Origin of the sequence: Williamsia muralis NBRC 105860 (assembly GCF_001598915.1) — a bacterium.
Lineage (GTDB): Bacteria > Actinomycetota > Actinomycetes > Mycobacteriales > Mycobacteriaceae > Williamsia > Williamsia muralis.
The window spans coordinates 1,276,377-1,295,224 of sequence record NZ_BDAP01000001.1 but is presented as its reverse complement, the minus strand read 5'-3'; the positions used below and the strand labels follow the sequence as shown (position 1 = coordinate 1,295,224).

The 18,848-nt window shown below is 62.7% G+C and carries 18 protein-coding genes; 10 read left to right on the top strand and 8 right to left on the bottom strand.

Annotated features, from left to right (window positions below):
- Window positions 1-35: 35 nt before the first annotated feature.
- From WIMU1_RS06275 to WIMU1_RS06265, 3 genes are all read right to left on the bottom strand, one after another.
- Entirely contained in the window at window positions 36-533 is a 498-nt protein-coding gene (locus WIMU1_RS06275; protein WP_245969107.1) for an HD domain-containing protein, read from the bottom strand.
- Entirely contained in the window at window positions 514-1,584 is a 1,071-nt protein-coding gene (locus WIMU1_RS06270; RefSeq protein WP_062795535.1) for a hypothetical protein, read from the bottom strand. Before WIMU1_RS06270 ends, WIMU1_RS06275 begins: the two co-directional genes overlap by 20 nt.
- A 91-nt stretch (window positions 1,585-1,675) precedes the next feature.
- A complete protein-coding gene (locus WIMU1_RS06265) occupies window positions 1,676-2,125 on the bottom strand; it encodes a hypothetical protein (RefSeq protein ID WP_062795534.1) in 450 nt (149 codons plus the stop codon).
- A gap of 185 nt (window positions 2,126-2,310) precedes the next feature.
- Between WIMU1_RS06265 and WIMU1_RS06260 the strand changes: the two genes are divergently transcribed.
- Window positions 2,311-3,015 carry an SIMPL domain-containing protein gene (locus tag WIMU1_RS06260; RefSeq protein WP_062795533.1) on the top strand — a complete coding sequence of 235 codons (705 nt, stop codon included), beginning with the start codon at window positions 2,311-2,313 and terminating at the stop codon, window positions 3,013-3,015.
- Between the two features lie 138 nt (window positions 3,016-3,153).
- Here the strand turns inward: WIMU1_RS06260 and WIMU1_RS06255 are convergent, their stop codons facing one another.
- Window positions 3,154-3,651: a hypothetical protein gene (locus tag WIMU1_RS06255; RefSeq protein WP_062795532.1), complete on the bottom strand. Its 498-nt coding sequence runs from the start codon at window positions 3,649-3,651 to the stop codon at window positions 3,154-3,156.
- 648 nt (window positions 3,652-4,299) lie between these two features.
- Between WIMU1_RS06255 and WIMU1_RS06250 the strand changes: the two genes are divergently transcribed.
- From WIMU1_RS06250 to WIMU1_RS06225, 5 genes are all read left to right on the top strand, one after another.
- A complete protein-coding gene (locus WIMU1_RS06250; protein WP_062795531.1) occupies window positions 4,300-4,623 on the top strand; it encodes a WXG100 family type VII secretion target in 324 nt (107 codons plus the stop codon).
- 8 nt (window positions 4,624-4,631) lie between these two features.
- Window positions 4,632-5,870: an Rv0964c family protein gene (locus tag WIMU1_RS06245; RefSeq protein WP_062795530.1), complete on the top strand. Its 1,239-nt coding sequence runs from the start codon at window positions 4,632-4,634 to the stop codon at window positions 5,868-5,870.
- A 349-nt stretch (window positions 5,871-6,219) separates the two neighbouring features.
- On the top strand, window positions 6,220-6,699 hold the full coding sequence (locus WIMU1_RS06235; protein ID WP_062795528.1) for a hypothetical protein: 480 nt from the start codon (window positions 6,220-6,222) through the stop codon (window positions 6,697-6,699).
- 253 nt (window positions 6,700-6,952) lie between these two features.
- Window positions 6,953-7,375 (top strand): ArsR/SmtB family transcription factor, encoded by a 423-nt coding sequence (locus WIMU1_RS06230; RefSeq protein ID WP_062795527.1) that lies wholly within the window; start codon window positions 6,953-6,955, stop codon window positions 7,373-7,375.
- The gene (locus WIMU1_RS06225; protein ID WP_062795526.1) at window positions 7,372-7,890 is read left to right on the top strand and encodes an SRPBCC family protein; all 519 of its coding nucleotides are present in this window, start codon (window positions 7,372-7,374) and stop codon (window positions 7,888-7,890) included. The genes WIMU1_RS06230 and WIMU1_RS06225 overlap by 4 nt, the downstream gene beginning before the upstream one ends.
- 33 nt (window positions 7,891-7,923) lie before the next feature.
- Here WIMU1_RS06225 and WIMU1_RS06220 read toward each other — a convergent pair whose 3' ends face one another.
- From WIMU1_RS06220 to WIMU1_RS06205, 4 genes are read right to left on the bottom strand one after another with little or no spacing between them, the layout of a single operon-like run.
- Window positions 7,924-9,168, bottom strand: a complete 1,245-nt coding sequence (locus WIMU1_RS06220) for an alpha/beta fold hydrolase (protein ID WP_062795525.1) — start codon at window positions 9,166-9,168, stop codon at window positions 7,924-7,926.
- Complete coding sequence (locus tag WIMU1_RS06215; RefSeq protein ID WP_062795524.1) at window positions 9,165-9,410, bottom strand: hypothetical protein; 246 nt, start codon at window positions 9,408-9,410, stop codon at window positions 9,165-9,167. The genes WIMU1_RS06220 and WIMU1_RS06215 overlap by 4 nt, the downstream gene beginning before the upstream one ends.
- Window positions 9,407-10,066: a VOC family protein gene (locus WIMU1_RS06210; RefSeq protein ID WP_062795523.1), complete on the bottom strand. Its 660-nt coding sequence runs from the start codon at window positions 10,064-10,066 to the stop codon at window positions 9,407-9,409. The genes WIMU1_RS06215 and WIMU1_RS06210 overlap by 4 nt, the downstream gene beginning before the upstream one ends.
- A 29-nt stretch (window positions 10,067-10,095) precedes the next feature.
- Window positions 10,096-10,851 (bottom strand): maleate cis-trans isomerase family protein, encoded by a 756-nt coding sequence (locus tag WIMU1_RS06205; RefSeq protein WP_062795522.1) that lies wholly within the window; start codon window positions 10,849-10,851, stop codon window positions 10,096-10,098.
- A gap of 255 nt (window positions 10,852-11,106) precedes the next feature.
- Here WIMU1_RS06205 and WIMU1_RS06200 point away from each other — a divergent pair, with 255 nt between their 5' ends.
- Genes WIMU1_RS06200 through WIMU1_RS06185 form a run of 4 tightly spaced genes read left to right on the top strand, consistent with a single transcriptional unit; the run spans window position 11,107 to window position 18,834 of the window.
- Window positions 11,107-13,215, top strand: a complete 2,109-nt coding sequence (locus WIMU1_RS06200) for a hydantoinase/oxoprolinase family protein (RefSeq protein ID WP_062795521.1) — start codon at window positions 11,107-11,109, stop codon at window positions 13,213-13,215.
- 18 nt (window positions 13,216-13,233) lie between these two features.
- On the top strand, window positions 13,234-15,555 hold the full coding sequence (locus WIMU1_RS06195; protein WP_062795520.1) for a hydantoinase B/oxoprolinase family protein: 2,322 nt from the start codon (window positions 13,234-13,236) through the stop codon (window positions 15,553-15,555).
- Window positions 15,552-17,249, top strand: coding sequence for a (2,3-dihydroxybenzoyl)adenylate synthase (locus tag WIMU1_RS06190; protein WP_062795519.1), 1,698 nt, complete (start codon window positions 15,552-15,554; stop codon window positions 17,247-17,249). The genes WIMU1_RS06195 and WIMU1_RS06190 overlap by 4 nt, the downstream gene beginning before the upstream one ends.
- A gap of 10 nt (window positions 17,250-17,259) precedes the next feature.
- Window positions 17,260-18,834, top strand: coding sequence for an FAD-dependent monooxygenase (locus WIMU1_RS06185; protein ID WP_062795518.1), 1,575 nt, complete (start codon window positions 17,260-17,262; stop codon window positions 18,832-18,834).
- The last annotated feature ends 14 nt before the right edge of the window (window positions 18,835-18,848 follow it).

Below are 18,848 nucleotides of genomic sequence, written 5' to 3'. Positions count from 1 at the left end.
CAGCGGACTGGCAGACCTGACTCGCGCGAGTCATCCTACTCCCGGAGAAGCTGCGCCAACTGGGTCGCGAGGTCCTCCCGCCCCAATGCTCGGTACGCCTTCGTGTACTTCGTGATCAGCTTGCGTTGCGTCGCCTCATCCAACAACCCCAATCGGGCTGGGTCGGTGTTGTCAGCGAGGTCTGCCAGCTTCACCTGCAGTGCCACAGGGTCTTTCGCAATAGCTTCGTAGTAGTCACCGTCCGGAACGTTACGACGTCGAGTGAGCAGCTCGACAGCTGCGATCACATTCGCAGGAATGCCGCGTTCCGCCAGGTCCTCCGGCGTCACATCCGAATCCTCGACGACATCATGCAGGAGCGCCGCAGCTACGGCGACGTCATCGCTCTGGTCCACCCGCCGTGCAACGGATCTCGGATGGTGGATGTACTCATTACCAAGCTTGTCAGTTTGGCCTGCGTGCGCCTCGACCGCTATGGCGTCCGCGATGGCGACGATGCCGGAACTCATGTCCTCATTCATGGTCAAACCCATCTCTGTTTTCCTTTCGTGATTGATTGACGATCCACCGGTCACGCGCCAGAACTGCGGCCTCCACTCGGTCACACAGATCTCGCAGTGGCACGTCCCGGTTGTCTTTGATGAGTGCGCCGAGCGCGCGGTATTTCCTCACACTCGGACCGAACCGCCGGTTCAGATAGTCCCCCTCGTCGGCGTAGATCGAATAGCCCAGCGGCACAACACCTGCTTCGCCGAACGTCAACAGACGCTCGGTCGCCCACCGACGCGGCCAGGTGTACACCTGGTCGATGTATGCCCGAAGGATCGGACGCAGCACCGACAACGTCTCCCCCAACCCCTCGTCGCTGTGTTGGTACGTCGACGCACCGCGACCGAGAACCAGCAAATACTGCACCGTCACCCAGTCCGCGTCCTCCGGACGAGCCGCCACCGAGCCCCGACCGAACAAGCAGGCACGAAGCGCCTGCAGCTGGTCGGCCGGCTCCATCATGCGAGCTCTAGCAGCCCGTGCAATCAGTCCGTCCTCCCGCTCTATCTGTGCGACCGCCTGCCGAGTCTTGGCTTCGCGATCGACTACTGCTTCCCGCGCGGACGTCCGGTAGCGCTCGATCAGCGCGATTTCCCGCGGACCGACATGTTCCTCCCGTGTTGAACCCGGTGGCGGCTCGGCGACGATCTCTCGACAGACCAGGTCTCTGCCACCCAGCTGAGTCACCGCCCGCAGCAAGTCGATCCGACGAAGCTGATCCGCGTCGAGTCGAGTGCGCAGCAACGTGATCCGACCTGTAGGCACATCCGGCCGCGACAGATACAGTGCCACTGATCCAGCCAAGTCTTCCGACGTCGCGTTCGCCGTCCACTTGCCCGGGATCTTCATCGCCGACTTGATCAACGCGTCGTCACGCCACAGGCAGTCCCACGCTTGCTGGTCAGTGAGTTCACGCCGACGCACGAGGTCACACCATGGCTGAAGCAACGGGCTGGCTGTACCGACCATCCATTCGATCACCGGTTTGGGCAATGTGGTTGTCGCTCTGCACAGTGCGTGCATCAACTCTTCCACGGGCACTCCTCACAAACAGAGATCGAGCGGTGTAGAGCCGCCCACACACTGTCAACGACCCCAGACCGCCACCATTGAGGCGGCGGCAATCTCAGTCGGTGGGCGGGAGAAGCTCGTCCGGGTAGCGGTATTCCATACCGAGGTCGTCGGTGGAGCGGGCACCGCCGTTGTCGCGAAACCAGGTGACGCAGACGTCGGCCAGGAGCTGCACGTCGCGACTGAAGATGTATCCGTCGGTGCAGTCGTCGAAGTTGTCGTTGTACAGCCAGGTGTTCAGTGGCAGCTTGTCGGAGGAAAAGTCCGCAATGAGCAAGTGCCCCAGCATCGACCGTGATCGCCGCAGCATCATCACTCCGTCTGCGAGCATCTGAATCTGGACGCACACAACATCGTCTTCGTCGTCCTTGCCGTCATAGTTGACGTACCCACTCGGACCCATCTCGACGATGAAACCGACCGGCTTGTCGACCAGTGACTCCGCGAGCCATGCCGCCATGTCGGACCACTCATGGATGTCCGATGTCTGGTCTGGCTCATCCATGGTGGGCCCCCTCTCGATGTGCTGTCTGCTGACAACATAGCGCCGGGTACCGACAGAATCGGCGACAAACTAGCCGCTACCTGAGTCGTGCGGCACTCAATCGAATGTCGAGACGGCGTACTTACCGGTTCACGCACAGGTCCGAGTCGCAGAAAGATGTCCGACCCCGTTGGCACACTCAATCCATGAGCACTCCCCCAGTCACGATCACCGTTCGCGGACATGCCAGGCGCCAGTGCGCCCCGAATCGATGCACCGTTCGTGTGCGTGTGAGTGCCGACGGGTCGAGCCGCGCAGCAGCTGCCGACCGTGCAGATACGGCTGTCAGGGAGGTAACCGACATCGTCACAACCCTGCACGATCGGCCGGCCAGTCCTGTTTCTCGGTGGACATTCGACCAGGTCCAGCACAGCAGGCACCGACCGTATGATCGAGACGGCAAGAAGCGTGCTTGGCAGTACTACTCGTCCGCCACGATCACCGTGACCTTCGTCGAATTCAAGGCAGTCGCGCCCTTCGTTGCGCAGGTTGCGGACGTCGAGTCAGTTACCGTCGGGCACCTGGACTGGTGGCTGACGCGGAAGGCGACGCTCAAACGCACTGCCCGCGTCCGCGATCAAGCGGTACTCGACGCGCTGGCAAAGGCCAAGGGCTACACAGCAAGTTTGGGCTACAACACCTTCCATGCGGTAGCCATCGCTGATCCCGGAATGCTGGGTATCGTGGCGGCCGAGCCCCACCACGAGAGAATTATGGCAGCGACACCCGCAGCAATGGGACTACCGGCCGACATGGGCGGCGAGGATCAACCTTCCCCGTCCCTACGGCCTGAGCGCATCAGTATCTCGGCGTCGGTCGAGGCTAGGTTCGAAGCCCTGATGCCTGACTAAACGCTCGGACAGAAGCACGCACCTCTGTGTGTGTTGTGGCGGTTTCGCGGCCCAGGTAGCGCGAGCCAAGGAGGCCACGACACACGTTGTCTCCTCTGTCTCACAACTTCTTTCGCAGCGCATAGGTAAGGTCGTCAGCTAGTCGGCGATCGACCAGGCAATCTTGGTCTTGCCGTTGACGCAATCTGGGAAGGCAACCACACCGCGGTACTTTCCGTCGATGCGATCGGAAGCTTGGTAGCCGGAGTCACTGCCGGGTTGCGTGTTGTATGTCCGTTCACATTCGATCAGAGTGTTCCCGCACGAGGTAGCGACGTTAAACGTCGGTTCCAGCGTTGCAACATCGACGTACTCGCCGACATGCCCGCGCCATTCGGCCGTCGGCATCAAGAACTCCACACCTGAACACGCACCCTGCAGCGCAACAGCTAATTCGTCGGTGATGACGTCGGACGCGTTCGAAGGGATGTCGATGCCAAATTGCTTCGTGATGTCCGCTGCCTGATCATCGCCCGGACAGAGGAGCCACCACACTGTTGCAACGAATGCCAGCAGAATGCAGGTAAGTAGAATCCCGAACTTTATCGTGTACCAACGCCAAACCGCACGGATCGCACGCACAAGCTCGCCGCTCATCGTGGGCACCCGACGGCAAAGGTCTCCGATGGTCCCGCGACGAAAAGGTTCCGAGACCACCGCCCGCGGAGCGGATCGCCCCCGCTCGGGAACTGCTCTGATGGTGAGCGAGCCGTGGTACGCCCGATGCAGTAGTCGCAGACACTGCTCTGGAACTGGAGTTCGATGTTCGGGCCCCAGTGCGGTCCGACATCCGACGATGCGACACACGTCGACCAAGCTGCAACACCAACTCTGGATCTACCCACACCATGCCCCCCGGCAGACGAAACAACTGTTCCCAACAGCCGATCCTAGTCGCAGTCGACCAACTGCCCTACGCGGTTGTCGTCAGCCGAACAAACTGAGAAATCTTCAGGTGGCCTGACGATGCCGTCCCCAACCGGACCGCGGTATACCCATCAGACAGTCCCTGGAGGTTAGTTCGAGGACAATTGCCGATCCTCCGAAACAGAGCAGATGCGCGCAGACACTCGACCGAAGGCTTTCTTCGACAACCACTCTCGGATATACGCGAAATGCCAGGCCGTCCGTCCCTACCGCGGACTACGCGCCAACCGCCGCGAAGGACCGGGGGCAGGTCGACTGCTCGCACAGTGCCGCCGCCACGCGCAATGCGGTTGTGGTGGGGCCTGTAAAGTTCACCCAATGGGGGAACTACTAGTACATCCGGCTGACTTACTTCACGCAGCGAAACAAGTTCGCACCTGGCACGACGACTGTGCGGCGGTGTTCGCGGACTCGTTGCAAGTAATCGGCGCGGCGACCGAACAGGGCTGGACTGGGAGCTCGAAAGAGTCGATGACCAGCCTGTCGGCTCGCTGGCAAGGTAAGCACCGCGCGTTGCTCAGCCAAGTTCTCATGCACTCCCAAGGGTTTTCGTCAGCAGCGCTTGAGTACACCGACACCGACGACGCTTCCAGCCATGCGATAGAGCTGGCAGCCACCAACACGTCGTCGCTAAATCTCTAAGACGCACTGTGGTCACCGTTACAGACATAGACCGCTGGAACTCCGAGCAAGTCAGAGAAGTCTTCCACCGAACCAAAAAGCAGATCGCTGCATGCGACACCATGGTCGCTCAGTTCACCAACTTGTCCGTCTTTGGCCAGTGGTCTGGGCAGACGGCCGAGGCGGCCAAGACGTCGATCAACGGGACAATTCTAGACTTCACCGACCACAAACAGGAGGCCGCGGCCATCGCAAACGCCGCGAAAGAGGCGGCCGACGATATCGACGCCGTCAAGCAGAAGCTCGCTGCCATCCGAGCGGATGCCGCAGCGCAGTCGTTGACCGTTTCACCGGATGGCCGTGTCGACGGGCCGCTTCCGGCGGGCTTCGATTCGTGGGACAGTGCGGCCCAATCCAAGTACTACGCCATCAAAGCTCAGCTGCAGGAACAGCTCGACGGCCTGTTGTTGTCCGCTGAGAACGTGGACAAGAATCTCGCGGCTGCGATCGACGGAGCCGACGGTGACTTACCCGTCAAGGATGTAGACCCACTAGACGGCACAAGTAGCATCGCGCGGAAGGCAAATCAGACGCAGGCGTTCCATGATCAGTTCGGACGCAACCCGGAGTCCGCCAACGATTGGCGAATGGCAGAGATGCTCGACACGAACACTTACGATCCAAAATACAAAGGGCTCGACTCTGCCGTTGTCGTAAAGACGATCGACAAGGTGCCAGGCGGCGGGCTGCAGCGGATCAACGCCTTCATACCGCGCGATAATGTGCACAACATCCCCCACCAGAACCGTGGTGATAACCGCGGGTTCGACCCCACGGCCGATGCCGAAGACAGCAGGGTCTCGATCTACGTTGATTACGACAACGGCGTTGTCGTGATGCGACAGAATCCCTCTGTCGAAACCCATTCCGGTGCAGTCAAAGTCGACACGCCTACCTTCGGCGTTGCTCAAGATGATGAGCGCGTTCAGGTCACGTTCGAGGCCTTGGACCCGTTTGCCCCATTTCATGATCAGAAGGTGGGCGACTACGGCGCCAGTACCTTAGGGGTGACTGTCCGTGGGACCTTGATCACCTCGCCGCTCGACGGTGCTCCCGAAGTTGAGGGTCAACTATCGAATTATCCTGCGTGGGAGGTGTACAACGACAGTCCTTCAGGGATTACCACGCCAATGTACGAATATATGCCTGACAGAACCGACCCCTGGGGCCCGCTGAGGCACCTGCCCGGCCACCACGAGGTGCCATAAGTCATGAGAAGGTTGTTGCGGCCCTTTTCTTTTGGTCTGTTTGTGCTATCAGTTCCGATTAGTTACGTCGCGTTTGTGTTCAGCCTCATCGTCCTGCTCATGCTCGTGGAGCGCACGTTCTTCGATTTATCTGACGGTATATTTTACTTCAGCATCTTGTACGGACTGGGCTGCTACCTCTGGATACCAGGAACTTGGTTGCTTCTGTCGATAGGAGGCCGGTTCCTCCAAAAGCGCAGGGCAGAAAGATCCAAAACTGCAAGGTAGCTAATAAGCTTCTGCTCGCCGAAATGTAAGAGCGAAGTAGCGACACCCCCACCCTGTCACAGGTGCCGGGTATAACAATCACATGATTTCCCAGACAGATTTTGACCACATAGCACCATGGAACGACTTCGCCGCCTGGGTGTTTTTAATCGCAGCCGTACACTTCCTACTGACCGGGCTAGCTAAGGCGACGGCCGAGTCTTCTGGCGACTTCACCAAGCGATTCGGGAAGACCCTCGAACCCGTATCCCTGATAGTAACCGGACTTACGGGCCTCTTCTTCTTCCATGCGTGGGTCGTTCAGTATCAAAATGGAGTGCACTATTTCCTGAAAGTGGCATTGGTCGGGCTGCTTGCGATTGCGATTGGCTTAGTCGCAACTGCGATTCAATTTTTCTCATCAGAGATTAGAGGGGAGCGCCAGACCGAGGCTATTACGGAACAGCAGCCACCCAACCCCATTGCGCTGTACTGCACTTGGATCGAGGTGCCGAAAGCTGGCACACCCACGCATCCGAGGTCTCGGATACCAGGTCACGGAGAAATGGTCCAGCGGAGTTAGTGGGGTAAAGGATCCCTTTCCGTACCGGCACCGTTGACCAGCACCCACTTGCCAATTATCGACACCCCAACCTTGGCCCAGTCGCCGCCACCGCCACCGACAACTCCCGCCAAAACACCGGGCGACTACCGTGTTCAAACCGGGCAGTCTCACGCCCAGTCACGCCACTTGTACGCCGCACACCGGACATGTACAGGGATAGCCGCAGGAGCAACCCTAGCCGATTGGTAACTGTTCGGTTACCATTAGACGCGTGAGCGTATTCGAGGCATTAGCCGACCCCGTGCGACGCAGCATCCTGCGCACCCTGGTCAGCGGCCCTTCACGTGTGGTCGATCTCTGTTCGAACCTTGCTGACTTCCAACCAATCTCACGGCCAGCGGTTAGTCGCCACTTGCGAGTGCTGTCGGAAGCAGGACTCGTCGTCGCCGAAGACAGAGGCCGTGAACGGCACTACCGCTTAGAACCACAGCCCATCGACGAAGTCCGGCGGTTCATTGACGAACTGACGCCCACAGGGGAAATCAAGCCGGGGCCAAGTGCCAGCGAGCGTCGTTTGCCGGTCCCCGAATCAGCCCTCGACGCTCTCGACACCGAGGTACGCCGCACCGTCAAGCAACGTCGCAGCACACCGCGTCAAGCCCGATCCACCACGAACGACGAGGAGACCGCATGACCATCACACCGACTGGTTCATTCACCCCCCGCGAAGAGGGCGACGCAGTGGCGTTCGTTCGCACCTTCCGTGCCCCGATAGACGACGTGTGGGCGGCTGTTACCGAATCCGACCGTCTCGCACGGTGGATCGGGTTCTTCACAGGCGACCCAGAACAGGGCTACGTCGAATTCACAATGAACGCCGAGGGCGACGATGTCACGCCCGCGCGCTACAACATCGAACGCTGCGAGCCACCACGAGTGCTGCGGGTGCGCACCACTGACGACTTCGGGACGTGGGATCTCATCGTCGAACTCACAGAGGCCGACGGGGTCACGACCCTGACGCTGAGTCAAATCATCGACGACCCAACAACAATCGAGAACACCGGGCCAGGCTGGGAGTACTACCTCGATCGTTTGGTCGCCGCATTGACCGGCGCGGACCCAAGTGCCATCGACTTCGACGACTACTACCCCGCCCAGCAGGAGTACTACCGAGGGATCCAGCGACAGGTGGCCAGCGAGAAATAGCACTCACGCCCGTATCGCCTGGCGGGGCGGACGTCAGGGCTCAAACCGCTCCCCCAACCACCCACCAATCTGAGCGGCCGCCAGACTTGCCCCGGTCGGTGCCCCCTCACGAATCGGGCCACCAAAGTGGGTTCCTTCCACCCGCAGGTGCGTCACGTCATCCGACCCCATGGCACCAACCATCTCAAGGGCATCATCCGGGAAACATGCTTGGTCCCCGGTCAATTCGACGAACATCGTCGGCACCTGCACCCCCGGCGCACAACGCACAAAGGCAGCATTGCTCGACAGCCCCGACCACGTCGACAACCAAGCATCCGCAGTAGACAGTCGGCCGAACCCGACCAATCCGTAGTTCGTCAGGTCAGGCCGACGACCGAACAACGAACCATACGGCCGGTCATTCGGACTCAGTGACGGGTCCACGAATCGGAGATCGGCGTCCGTTCGATACACCGTCATCAGCCGCGGGGCCAACGCTGCACGTCGATCCACCGGATCACCCGAAACTTTGAATCGTGCTCGCGCATCGGCACTCTCCGCAACGTGCGCCCGAGCGACAGCATCCAACCGCTCCACTCGCGGACGCTGCGCCGCCCGATACCGCTCGACGAACTCCGGCGCATACGACGACGCACCGGGCGCCTCCACAAAACCATTGGCCGGATCAAACGGATTCAGCACCGGGTCCACACTGAGCGGATCGTTCTCGTCAACCACCGACGGATCGATCAACCGCAGGAGCAACTCCCCCTGTCCAGGATGCGGTGCCATGAACAGCGCACCGTCGGGAACCGGCATCTCCGCCGATGCAAGGGCAACTGGCCGGCCTGCGGGCGTGCGCGTCAGCCGCTCACCAGGAGCCAGTCCTGCCTGTTGGTGATAGAACGCAAACAGCGTTCCACCCCCGGAGTGACCCAGCGACACCACCGAGTCAAAGCCCCTGTCCCGCAGAAACACCTGACCCGCCGCGACATCCAGCAGCGCCTGCTCGTGGATCAAGTTCAGATCGTTGTTCACCGACCGCGTGCCCTGCGTCCACACCGCAAACCCGCGGGCCAGCAGTTCAGGAACCAGCACGTGATGGGTCAGATCCTGACGCGGATGCATCAGCGCGACCACGGTCCGCGCCGACGGGACAGTCCGCAGCACCCCAGACACCTTCGCACCGTCAGACGTGGTCAGCTCATGCACCGACGTCACCGCGTTCGACGGTTGCTCCGCGGACTCGATGTATCGGCCTGCGCCTAACCGCTCGCCGGCATCAGCAACACTCACAGCGGTTCCACCTTCAAAGCGTCTTTGTCCCACTGGGTGATTCGTGACGCTCCTAGTCCGGCGACGCAGCTGTACCAGACCGCGTGGCGGCACCCGGTGGCTCGCCGGTCGACCACGATGGCCGAATCAGCCGACACCCGGTAGTACGGCCCTACGTGATCCACGGTGACATCGGGGTCCTCGCCCGCCACCGCAGCGACTGCCTTGTTCTCGGGCACATCCAAGATGAAGAACGTGGTCATCGGCCGGCCTCCACCACATCTAGCGCCGATTGCGCGTCCTGCTCCTCTTGCCACTGCGCTGCACGCTGAACGATCAGTTCGGCCTTGCGGGTCAGCAGCCCAGCCATGCTCGGATTCGGCGCAGACACAACGTCGATCAACGCGTCAATGGTCAGGTTCGCATCAAGATCTTCCTGCGGCGTCACCGGACGCATCGCTCGGGTGATCTCGATCATGTAGCCGTTGGGGTCATGGGTGTAGATCGACTCGATGGTCTCGTGCTGGATCTGCATCTCCACCGGCCAGTCACTGCCGTCGAGGCGCCGACGGTATTCGAGCAGGTCGTCCTCGTTGTCGACGTGAATGGCCAGGTGCCGCGACCGGATGAAGAAGATCGGAACATCCTCGGCGAAGCGCGAATACGAGTCGCCCTGTGGTCCCCCGTCGAACGGTTCGAGGCCAAAGTAGTAGAAGAACGCGAGCCGGTCGTCGTTGCCGATGTCGAAAAAGAAGTGGATGAAGTCGGGATGCTTGTCCGGACCCCAGCCAGCGGCACAAATCGAATGCACCACAGGGAAACCGAGCACGTCGCGGTAGAAGCGGACGGTGCCCGCCGGGTCGAATGTTGGGTACGCGACGTGGTCAACACCGCGCACCTTGTGGTCGAGGTCGCTCATGAATAGGTCCTTCGGTTGAGCTTGGGATGTCAGGCGGGAACGGATGCGACGTCTGCGCGCAGCAGACTGCCGGCGCCGTCGATGGCCACGGGCAGGCCGAGACCCCGCAGCAGGCTGTACGCGCCAGCGGTCGCAGCCGACAGCACGGGAATACCGAACTCACGCTCGGCGTCGTCGATCAGTGCAAGTGACGGCATCTGCACACAGCACGAGAGCACCACAGCGTCCACGTCGGTGAGGTCAAGTGACCGGGCGGCTTCCATCACGCGGTCGCCGGGAATGCAGCCGACCTCGGCGTTGTCAGCCACTTCAAGTGCGCGCCAGTCGACCACCGCGAAGTCCTCGGCCTCGAGGTATTCGACAACCTTCTCGGCCAGCGGCCGCAGGTACGGCGTCACGATGGCGATGCGCTTGGCATCGAGGGCACGCAAGCCCTCGACCAACGCTCCGGCACTCGACCGGATGATCGCCTCCGAACCCCCCGTCGCCAACTGCTCGGCAACGGCACCTTCCACCCGCTGGTGCTCCCCCGGTCCACCGACCATCAGCGCCACCAGGCAGGCGTAGAGGATCGCTTCGGGCGCGGCGTCGGCAATCTCCATCACGCACCGCTCACGCTGGGCATTCATGGCAGCGAGCTCCTCCGGAGACACCCGGTGCATCCGCATACGCGTCGAGTGAAACGAGAACTCCGAGGTGGGATGCCGCCGCAACAGGGCGGGCATCTCGGTTTCGACGGTGACGTTGGAGCTTGGCACCACCAGGCCGATTCGGTGAACGCTCATCTGGCCGTCCTTTCGAGTTCAGGCGCCGAAGACGACGCCATCGAACGTCGCGTTGACGTCTACGACAATTATTCGACGCAGATGACAATTCGTCAACCCGCAATCTCCACGGTCCTGAGCTGCACAAACCTCGAAGCACGCGGCACAATCGGTGAGGCGGCTCACATTTCCTGCTTGACAGCCGAGCAGCGGCGTCGAATACTCAACGTCGACGTAAATGAACGAACTGCGCGGCAACTTAAGGAGAACCTGGCCATGGCATACGTGATCGGAGTGGACGTCGGAGGGACGTTTACCGATGCCGTCCTCGATGACGGGAACGGCCTGCTGATCGGCGGCAAGTCGCCGTCGACGCCCCCGGACTACTCACAGGGGGTCATGGACGTCCTCGATGTGCTGGCGGAGCAATTGGGTCAGCCGCTCGACGAGATGCTGGCGAACACTCACCACATCGCGCACGGCACCACGTCGTCGCTCAATGCCTTGGTGATGGGCAACGTGCCCGACGTCGGGTTCCTGACCACCAAAGGCCACCGCGACTCGATCTACATCATGAACGTGGAAGGCCGGTATCTCGGCCGCTCCCCCGAGCAGCTGCAGAACGTGATGGCGCAGAGCAAGTCTCACGGACTTGTACACAAGCGCCACGCGCTCGAGGTCACCGAGCGGGTCGACCGCGACGGCCGCGTGGTGGTAGAGCTCGACGAAAACGAGGTACGCACCACTGTCAGAACCCTTCTCGACGACGGCATCACAGCCATCGCTGTGTCGCTCCTGTGGTCGTTCCGCAATCCCGCCCACGAACAACGCATCCGCGACATCGTCCACGAAATCGACCCCACCGTCTTCGTGTCTCTCTCCAGCGAAGTGAGTCCCCGCATTCGCGAGTTCGCCCGCAACGCAACAACAATCATGAGCACCCAGATCGGGCCCGGCCTGCGCGACTACCTCGGTGAACTCGAAGGCAAGCTGCGCGACCACAAGCTCGCCGGTCCCCTGCTGGTGATGCAGAGCAATGGTGGTGCGGTCGCCGCATCGGAAGCTCCCGGCAACGCGATCTCCACCGTGGGTTCGGTACTGACAGGAGGTGTTGTCGGGTCGGTGTCCCTCGGACGCCAGCTGGGACACAGCAACATCATCGCCACCGATGCCGGCGGCACCACGTTCCTCGTCGGCATGATCGTCGACGGCGAACCGGTCCGATCGTCCAGCACCATCATCAACCACCACCCCATCAACGTGCCGACGCTCGAAGTCCACGCGATCGGCGCCGGCGGCGGAGCGATTGCCTGGCTCGACGCCGGCGGCAACCTGCAAATCGGCCCGCACAGCGCGCAGGCCGTCCCCGGTCCGGCGTGTTACGGCCAGGGCGGCACCGAGCCCACCAACACCGATGCCAACCTGGTCCTGGGCATCCTGCCCGAACGCGGCCTGCTCGGCGGCCGTAAAGCGCTGGACCTCAACCTCGCTCGCGAAGCCATCCGCACCCGCATCGCTGAGCCACTCGGACTCTCGGTCGAAGAAGCCGCCGCAGCGATCTACGCGGTACAGAACGCTCAAACCGGAGATCTGCTGCGCAAGACAGTGGTGGAGGCGGGCCACGATCCCCGCAACTTCATCGTCTACGCCTTCGGCGGTTCCGGCCCAGCACACTGCGGGCTATACGCCCAGGAGATCGGGGTGTCGCAGGTGGTGGTCCCCCTCGGCCAGGTGGCCTCCGCATTCTCGGCCTACGGCCTGGCCTCCTCCGACATCGTTCTCGCCAGGGAACTCTCGGACCCAGCTGCGCTACCGCTCGACCCTGCGCGCGTGGAGCAGAACTTCAAGGTCTTGGAAGAGCAAGTCCGCGAACAGCTCGACCGGCAGGGCCTGACGTTCAAGTCGGTGGAGATCGAACGCGAGATCGACATGCGGTACGCCATGCAGCTGGCCGAGGTGGCCACACCGATTCCGTCGGGCTCGGTGACCTCTGCGGAAGTCGCGACCGCAGCAGAGACTTTCGAGAACCGGTACGCCGAGCTCTACGGCAAAGACAGCGGTTTCCGCGAGGCCGGGATACAGGCCATCACCTACCGGGTGCGCGGCACGGGTGTCCTCCCCTTCACCCCGGAGCTCCCTGAACTGGAGGTCGCCGACTCACCGGACGCGAGCGCGGCCCATCTCGGTGTCCGGAAGGTGTGCCTCGACGGCCGCCAGGGATACGTCGACACCGACATCTACGACTACGCCGGCCTGCGTGCCGGCCACGTTCTGCGCGGCCCCGCGGTCATCGAGGTACCCACCACCACTGTTGTTGTGCCGCATAACACCACGGGCGAGATCGATCGCCTCGGCAACCTCATCATCACGGTCGACCAGACCTAAAGCCACAGGAGCCCATTCATGACCGCACCGATCCCCGGCTCAGAAGTCTTCTCCAGCCGGCCGATAGATGTCGACGCCCTCGCCAGGTCGTTGCCCCCGTCACTCCCCGTCCACACCGTCACCCAGGAACAGATCGACCAGCTCGATCCGCTCACCTACGAGGTGATCCGGCACCGTCTGTGGTCGGTCACCGACGAGATGGGCGACGCCCTCAAGCGCATGTCCGGGTCGCCGATCGTCACCGACGCCAACGACTTCGACTTCGCCGTCAGCGACGAACTCGGACAAGAAGTGCAGGTGGGCCTCTACAACACGATGTTGGTCGGCGCCGTCGACCTCGCCATCTACTGGACCCTGCAGCACCGCTCCACCAACCCCGGCATCACCGAGGGTGACATGTTCCTCTGCAACGACCCGTGGGTGGGCGGCGGACTGCACCAGAGCGACGTCATGGTGTACCAACCGGTCTTCTACGACGGCATGCTGTTCGGCTGGACCAGTGCCATCTGCCACGAGCCCGACCTCGGTGGCTCGGGGCTCGGCTCGTTTGACCCCGCGGCCAAAGACGTGTTCTCCGAATCACTTCCGACGCCGCCGATCAAGGTGGTCCGGGACTTCCAGCTGCAACGCGACGTCGCCGACGTGTGGGTACGACGCTCCCGCGTACCCATGCTGGTGGGGCTGGACCTGCGCGCGAAGATCGGCGCGAACAGCGTCGGCCGTGAGCGGCTGCTCGCAGTCATCGAACAGTACGGCGCCGACACCGTCAAAGCGGTCATGAAGCGCATGATGGCCGGTGCCGAGAGTCGGCTGCGTGCCAAGCTGAGCGACCTACCCGACGGCACCTGGCACGCCACCGGCTACCAAGACCAGTCGAGCGTCGGCGACCGGGAGGTCCACAAGATCACCCTCGCCATGACCAAGCAGGACAACCACCTCTCCTTCGACTTCACCGGCACCGACCCGCAAACCGGCGTCATCAACTGCACGTACGCCGGCATGCGCGGCGGGGTGATGCTGGCCCTACTGCCGATCCTTGCGGGTGACATTCCCTGGTCTGCGGGCGGTTTGATGCGATGCTTCGATCTGATCGCCGAGGAGGGCACCATCAACAACGCCACCTTCCCGGCCGCGGTCAGTCGCGGTCCGATCGGGCCGGCGTGGCTGACGGGCAACCTGGTTGCCGAGTGTCTGGCGCAGATGCTCGACCGCCACATCGAACTCGGCAAGAACGTCATGGCGTCGTGCTGCGGCACCTGGGATACCGCGGTGGTCGCGGGCCTCGATGAACGCGGGGAACAACCCGTGCCCTTCCTGAACATCCTGATGGAGCCGATGAGCGGCGGCTACGGCGGACGGCCTGTGGCCGACGGCATGGACACCGGCGGATTGTTCTGCATCCCCATGGGCCGCATCCCCGACACCGAGATGACCGAGTTCCTCTACCCGCTGCTCACGTTGTGGCGCAAAGAAGAACCCGACTCCGGCGGCCCCGGCCGTCATCGTGGCGGCGTGAGCGCATCGCTGGCCGTGACCCCGTACGGCACCAGCCTGCCGATGGGATTGATCTTCGCCTCCGCCGGTAGAGCCGTCGCACAGAACTCCGGGCTGGCCGGAGGTCTGCCCGGCAACACGGGACTGGAGATCCTGGCGCGGAATTCCGGAATCACCGAGTTGCTGGCGAGCGGCGCCATCCCGGGCTCGCTCGATGATCTGGGTGCCAACAAGGAGATCGGAGCCTGCTACGCCGAGAGTTACCTCGCGCCGGGTGAGGTGCTGTACATGCACTGGCAGGGCGGTGGTGGCTACGGCGACCCCCTGCGCCGTGATCCCGAGTCGGTGGCGCTGGATGTCCGCAATGGCAAGGTGACGGTGCACGGCGCTGCAGTGGGTTACGGCGTGGTGGTGAAAGACGGTGAGCTGGATATCGATGCCACTGAACAACACCGTGCTGCACTGAAAGACGAGCGTCGCGAGCGTTCGGATGTGCCCACCGGGCAGGAGTCGACTCTTGACCTGACCCGGGCCAGGCGGCTCGACGACAACCTCGTGGAAGTGACCATCGGGGACGCCCGAGTGGTCGGATGCGCGCACTGTGGGCGACTTCTCGGCGACACCAAGACAGGCAAGCTGTCGCTGGCGCTGTACGAGGGCCCCTCTCACACCGCCGGACCGCAGGTCACATCGGATCCTGCCGAATACGTCGATACTGCAGTGGTTTTCCGGCAGCAGTGCTGCCCAGGATGCTGGACTGCGGTGTACTCGGGCATCGTGCCCGCAGACCATCCCGATCACGTGGCCGAACTGACCCAGCTCCTGCCGGCGGTGGCAGGCAAATGACGGTCGCCACGCCGACCGGCCGCTCCCGCTGGGGAGCACGGCTGGTCGACTATCCCGACGAGCGTGCAGAACGGTATCGGCGGTCAGGGTCGTGGACCGACCGGACCGTCGCCGATCGACTGCACGACACGGTGCAACGCCATCGCGACCGGGTCGCGGTGGTCACCGAGTCCGGGTCGCTCACCTACGGCGATTTGTGCCGACGCACTGACCAGATTGCCGCGGGGCTGGCCGACTTGGGTCTCCAACCGGGTGACCCGGTGCTTTTCCAGGCCACCAACCGCATCGAGACCGTCCTCGCCTGGTACGGGTGCCTCAAGGCCGGATTGGTGCCGGTGGCAACACTTGCCGCGCACCGGGGGCACGAGATCGGGCACATCAGCCGAGCCGTGGGCGCGGTCGCCCATGTGGTGGAGGTGGGTCTCTCGTTCGATCTGGTGTCGTTCGCACAAGAGCAAGCCGACGGGCATCCGACGATGCGGACGGTTCTGACGGTCGGCGCAACGGATGCCGCGCCAGGCGTGCACCGCATCGAGACCCTTGGCCAAGACGTTGTCGCCGACACCGCCCGAGAGCACGTGGAACGCATTCAGGCAGCTATCGATCCGCTTGACGTCTGCGCGTTCCAATTGTCCGGCGGCACAACCGGCGTCCCCAAGGTGATCCCCCGCCGCCACGTCGAATACTGGGACAATGCACGGCTCTACGCCGAGCGACTCGGCTGGACCGAGCAGACCCGGGTTGCACATCTGATCCCTTTGATCCACAACGCGGGCATCACGTGCGCATTGCATGCCGCACATGCGGTGGGAGCGTGCCTCGTTCTGGCCACCCCCGATGCGCCGAGCGCATTCCGGTTGATGGCCCGTGAACGCGCGACCGATGTGCTCATCGGGCACGGGCACTACCAAGCGGTGACAAGCGCAGCATTCGACGAACCACGACCGCATCTGCGAACTGTTGTGCTCTCCGGCGCAAAGCCGAGCCCCGAGCTGTTCGCGCGCGCCGACGGTGACGTGGACCAGCGGGCGGGCCAACTGTTCGGGATGTCCGAGGGCCTGTTCCTGGTGACACCCCTCGATGCACCCGCATCGGCCAGATCAACCACCGTTGGCACTCCCGTCGCCGAAGACGATGAGGTGCTGATTCTCGAGCCAGGGTCAGAGACTGTTCTCGCTGACGGCGAGGTAGGTGAATTGTGTTGTCGCGGGCCGTACACCATTCCTGGGTACTTCGACGCGCCCGACCACAACCGCTCTGCATTTACGCCCGACGGTTTCTACCGGACCGGTGATCTGGCCCGCGTCACGGTGATCGACGGGGTCCGTTACGTGTCGATCGAGGGGCGGATCAAAGACTTGATCAACCGTGGTGGCGAGAAGATCAACGCCGAGGAGATCGAGCTGCTGCTCGTCAAGCATCCTGGCATCGCCAATGCCGCGGTGGTCGCCATGCCCGACCCCCGGCTCGGCGAGAGAACATGTGCCTACCTTGTTGCCGCAGAGGGCGATGAGCTGTCGATGGCTGATGTGCAAAAACATCTGAACGCGCTGGGAGTGGCGAAGTTCAAGTGGCCCGAACGGCTCGAATGGCTGACAACCTTGCCGCAAACCAACGTGGGAAAGATCGACAAGAAGCAGCTGCGCGCCGATGTGGCGACCAAGCTCGGCGTGTCGGTCCCCGTGAACCAGTGAGGACTAATCGATGAAATTGCAGCGCGTCGCCGTGCTCGGCGGTGGCCCCGGCGGGCTCTACGCCGCCCGGCTCTTCAAGCGCAGTCACCCCGACGCCGAGGTGACCGTGTACGAACAAGGCTCCCCCGATACAACATTCGGGTTCGGCGTAGGACTCGCGTCGAGAACCCAGCGCAATCTCCGGGAAGCCGACCCGGCTTCGCTCGATGCGATCGTCGACGTTTCCCACGCGCACGAGATGTCGATGCGAATCGGTGATTCCGTGGCCCGGCTCTCGCACGGCGAACTGCTGGCCATCGCCCGCACGTCGCTGCTGGATGTGCTGCAGCGGCATGCGACCGAGGCAGGGGTGCGCCTGGAGTTCGGACAGCGACGTACTGTCGCGGACCTCGGCGCCGACCTGATCATTGCCGCGGACGGCGTGGGTAGTGCCACGCGTACCGAGATGTCGGATCGGTTTCGCCCGAACATCACCACCGGCAAGGGCTTGTACCTCTGGTGCGGGACAGATTTCGCGCTGCCGAGCGCCATCTTCACTCCGGTCACCACCGAACACGGCACCTTTGTTGCTCACGCGTACCCCTACGCACCCGATCGGAGCACGTTCCTCATCGAGACCGACGAAACCACTTGGCGCAACGCCGGTTTCGATGTGTCCACAGAGAATACCGGCCCTGCCGACAGCGACACCCAATCGCTGAAGTATCTCCAGGATGCCTTTGCCGGCACCCTCGGAGGCCATACCCTCATCGGCAACCGCACACGGTGGCTGAAGTTCCGGACGGTGACGTGCGAACGCTGGCACGCGGGCAATGTGGTGTTACTGGGCGATGCTGCACATACAGCGCACTATTCGATCGGGTCGGGCACCAAGCTGGCCATGGAAGATGCCATCGCCCTGAATCTGTCTGTGCGCGAAGCAAAATCGCTGGATGAGGCTCTGACGGCGTACGAGGCGGCGCGCCGACCTGGTGTCGAGCACCTGCAGACCATCGCTACCCGTAGCGAACTGTGGTGGGAGTCGTTCCCCACCCGCACCGACATGCCCGTCGACCAATTGATGGTGGCGTACATGACCCGCGCGGGAAAAGTCAGCCTGGATCGATTCGCGGAATCGGCTCCAGACGTGGCTCGACGCGGGCTCGCCGACTACGCGGGCGTGCCGTCGGACGAAGTTCCGGACAGCGGTGTCAGCGAGTGGGCGCTGTTGCAGCCCTTCGAACGAGATGGGCGCTTCGCCGACAGCCGGTTGGCCGACGCGTCGCTGCGGTCGGATCCCGACACCGCTGTGGTCATTGTCGACCTCGAATCAGCGTGGGGCGATCCGGCCGACGAACTGCTCGCCGGCCTGCATGGACGAGTTGTGTGGCTGACGGGTTCGTCGCATCGCAATGCTGTGCTCACCCGTCTCGACCTGGGCGAACGCGTGCGCAACACAGGGCGGATTGTGGTCGTGGAGGCCCCCGAGGCGTATCGCAGCGATCTGGCCGCGGGGTTGGCGAGTCAGCGGACGGACCTGGTGCACATCGTCGATGAGGCCGCGATCGACGGCGCCGTTGAGGACGTTCACGCGGCAACGGTGTGACGCACACTATTGTT

What these genes read in the sequence shown, in the direction of transcription:
- WIMU1_RS06275 (WP_245969107.1), bottom strand. Translation starts at nt 533, where the DNA reads ATGGGTTTGACCATGAATGAGGACATGAGTTCCGGCATCGTCGCCATC.
- WIMU1_RS06265 (WP_062795534.1), bottom strand. Translation starts at nt 2,125, where the DNA reads ATGGATGAGCCAGACCAGACATCGGACATCCATGAGTGGTCCGACATG.
- WIMU1_RS06260 (WP_062795533.1), top strand. Translation starts at nt 2,311, where the DNA reads ATGAGCACTCCCCCAGTCACGATCACCGTTCGCGGACATGCCAGGCGC.
- WIMU1_RS06255 (WP_062795532.1), bottom strand. Translation starts at nt 3,651, where the DNA reads ATGAGCGGCGAGCTTGTGCGTGCGATCCGTGCGGTTTGGCGTTGGTAC.
- WIMU1_RS06250 (WP_062795531.1), top strand. Translation starts at nt 4,300, where the DNA reads ATGGGGGAACTACTAGTACATCCGGCTGACTTACTTCACGCAGCGAAA.
- WIMU1_RS06235 (WP_062795528.1), top strand. Translation starts at nt 6,220, where the DNA reads ATGATTTCCCAGACAGATTTTGACCACATAGCACCATGGAACGACTTC.
- WIMU1_RS06225 (WP_062795526.1), top strand. Translation starts at nt 7,372, where the DNA reads ATGACCATCACACCGACTGGTTCATTCACCCCCCGCGAAGAGGGCGAC.
- WIMU1_RS06215 (WP_062795524.1), bottom strand. Translation starts at nt 9,410, where the DNA reads ATGACCACGTTCTTCATCTTGGATGTGCCCGAGAACAAGGCAGTCGCT.
- WIMU1_RS06210 (WP_062795523.1), bottom strand. Translation starts at nt 10,066, where the DNA reads ATGAGCGACCTCGACCACAAGGTGCGCGGTGTTGACCACGTCGCGTAC.
- WIMU1_RS06205 (WP_062795522.1), bottom strand. Translation starts at nt 10,851, where the DNA reads ATGAGCGTTCACCGAATCGGCCTGGTGGTGCCAAGCTCCAACGTCACC.
- WIMU1_RS06200 (WP_062795521.1), top strand. Translation starts at nt 11,107, where the DNA reads ATGGCATACGTGATCGGAGTGGACGTCGGAGGGACGTTTACCGATGCC.
- WIMU1_RS06195 (WP_062795520.1), top strand. Translation starts at nt 13,234, where the DNA reads ATGACCGCACCGATCCCCGGCTCAGAAGTCTTCTCCAGCCGGCCGATA.
- WIMU1_RS06190 (WP_062795519.1), top strand. Translation starts at nt 15,552, where the DNA reads ATGACGGTCGCCACGCCGACCGGCCGCTCCCGCTGGGGAGCACGGCTG.
- WIMU1_RS06185 (WP_062795518.1), top strand. Translation starts at nt 17,260, where the DNA reads ATGAAATTGCAGCGCGTCGCCGTGCTCGGCGGTGGCCCCGGCGGGCTC.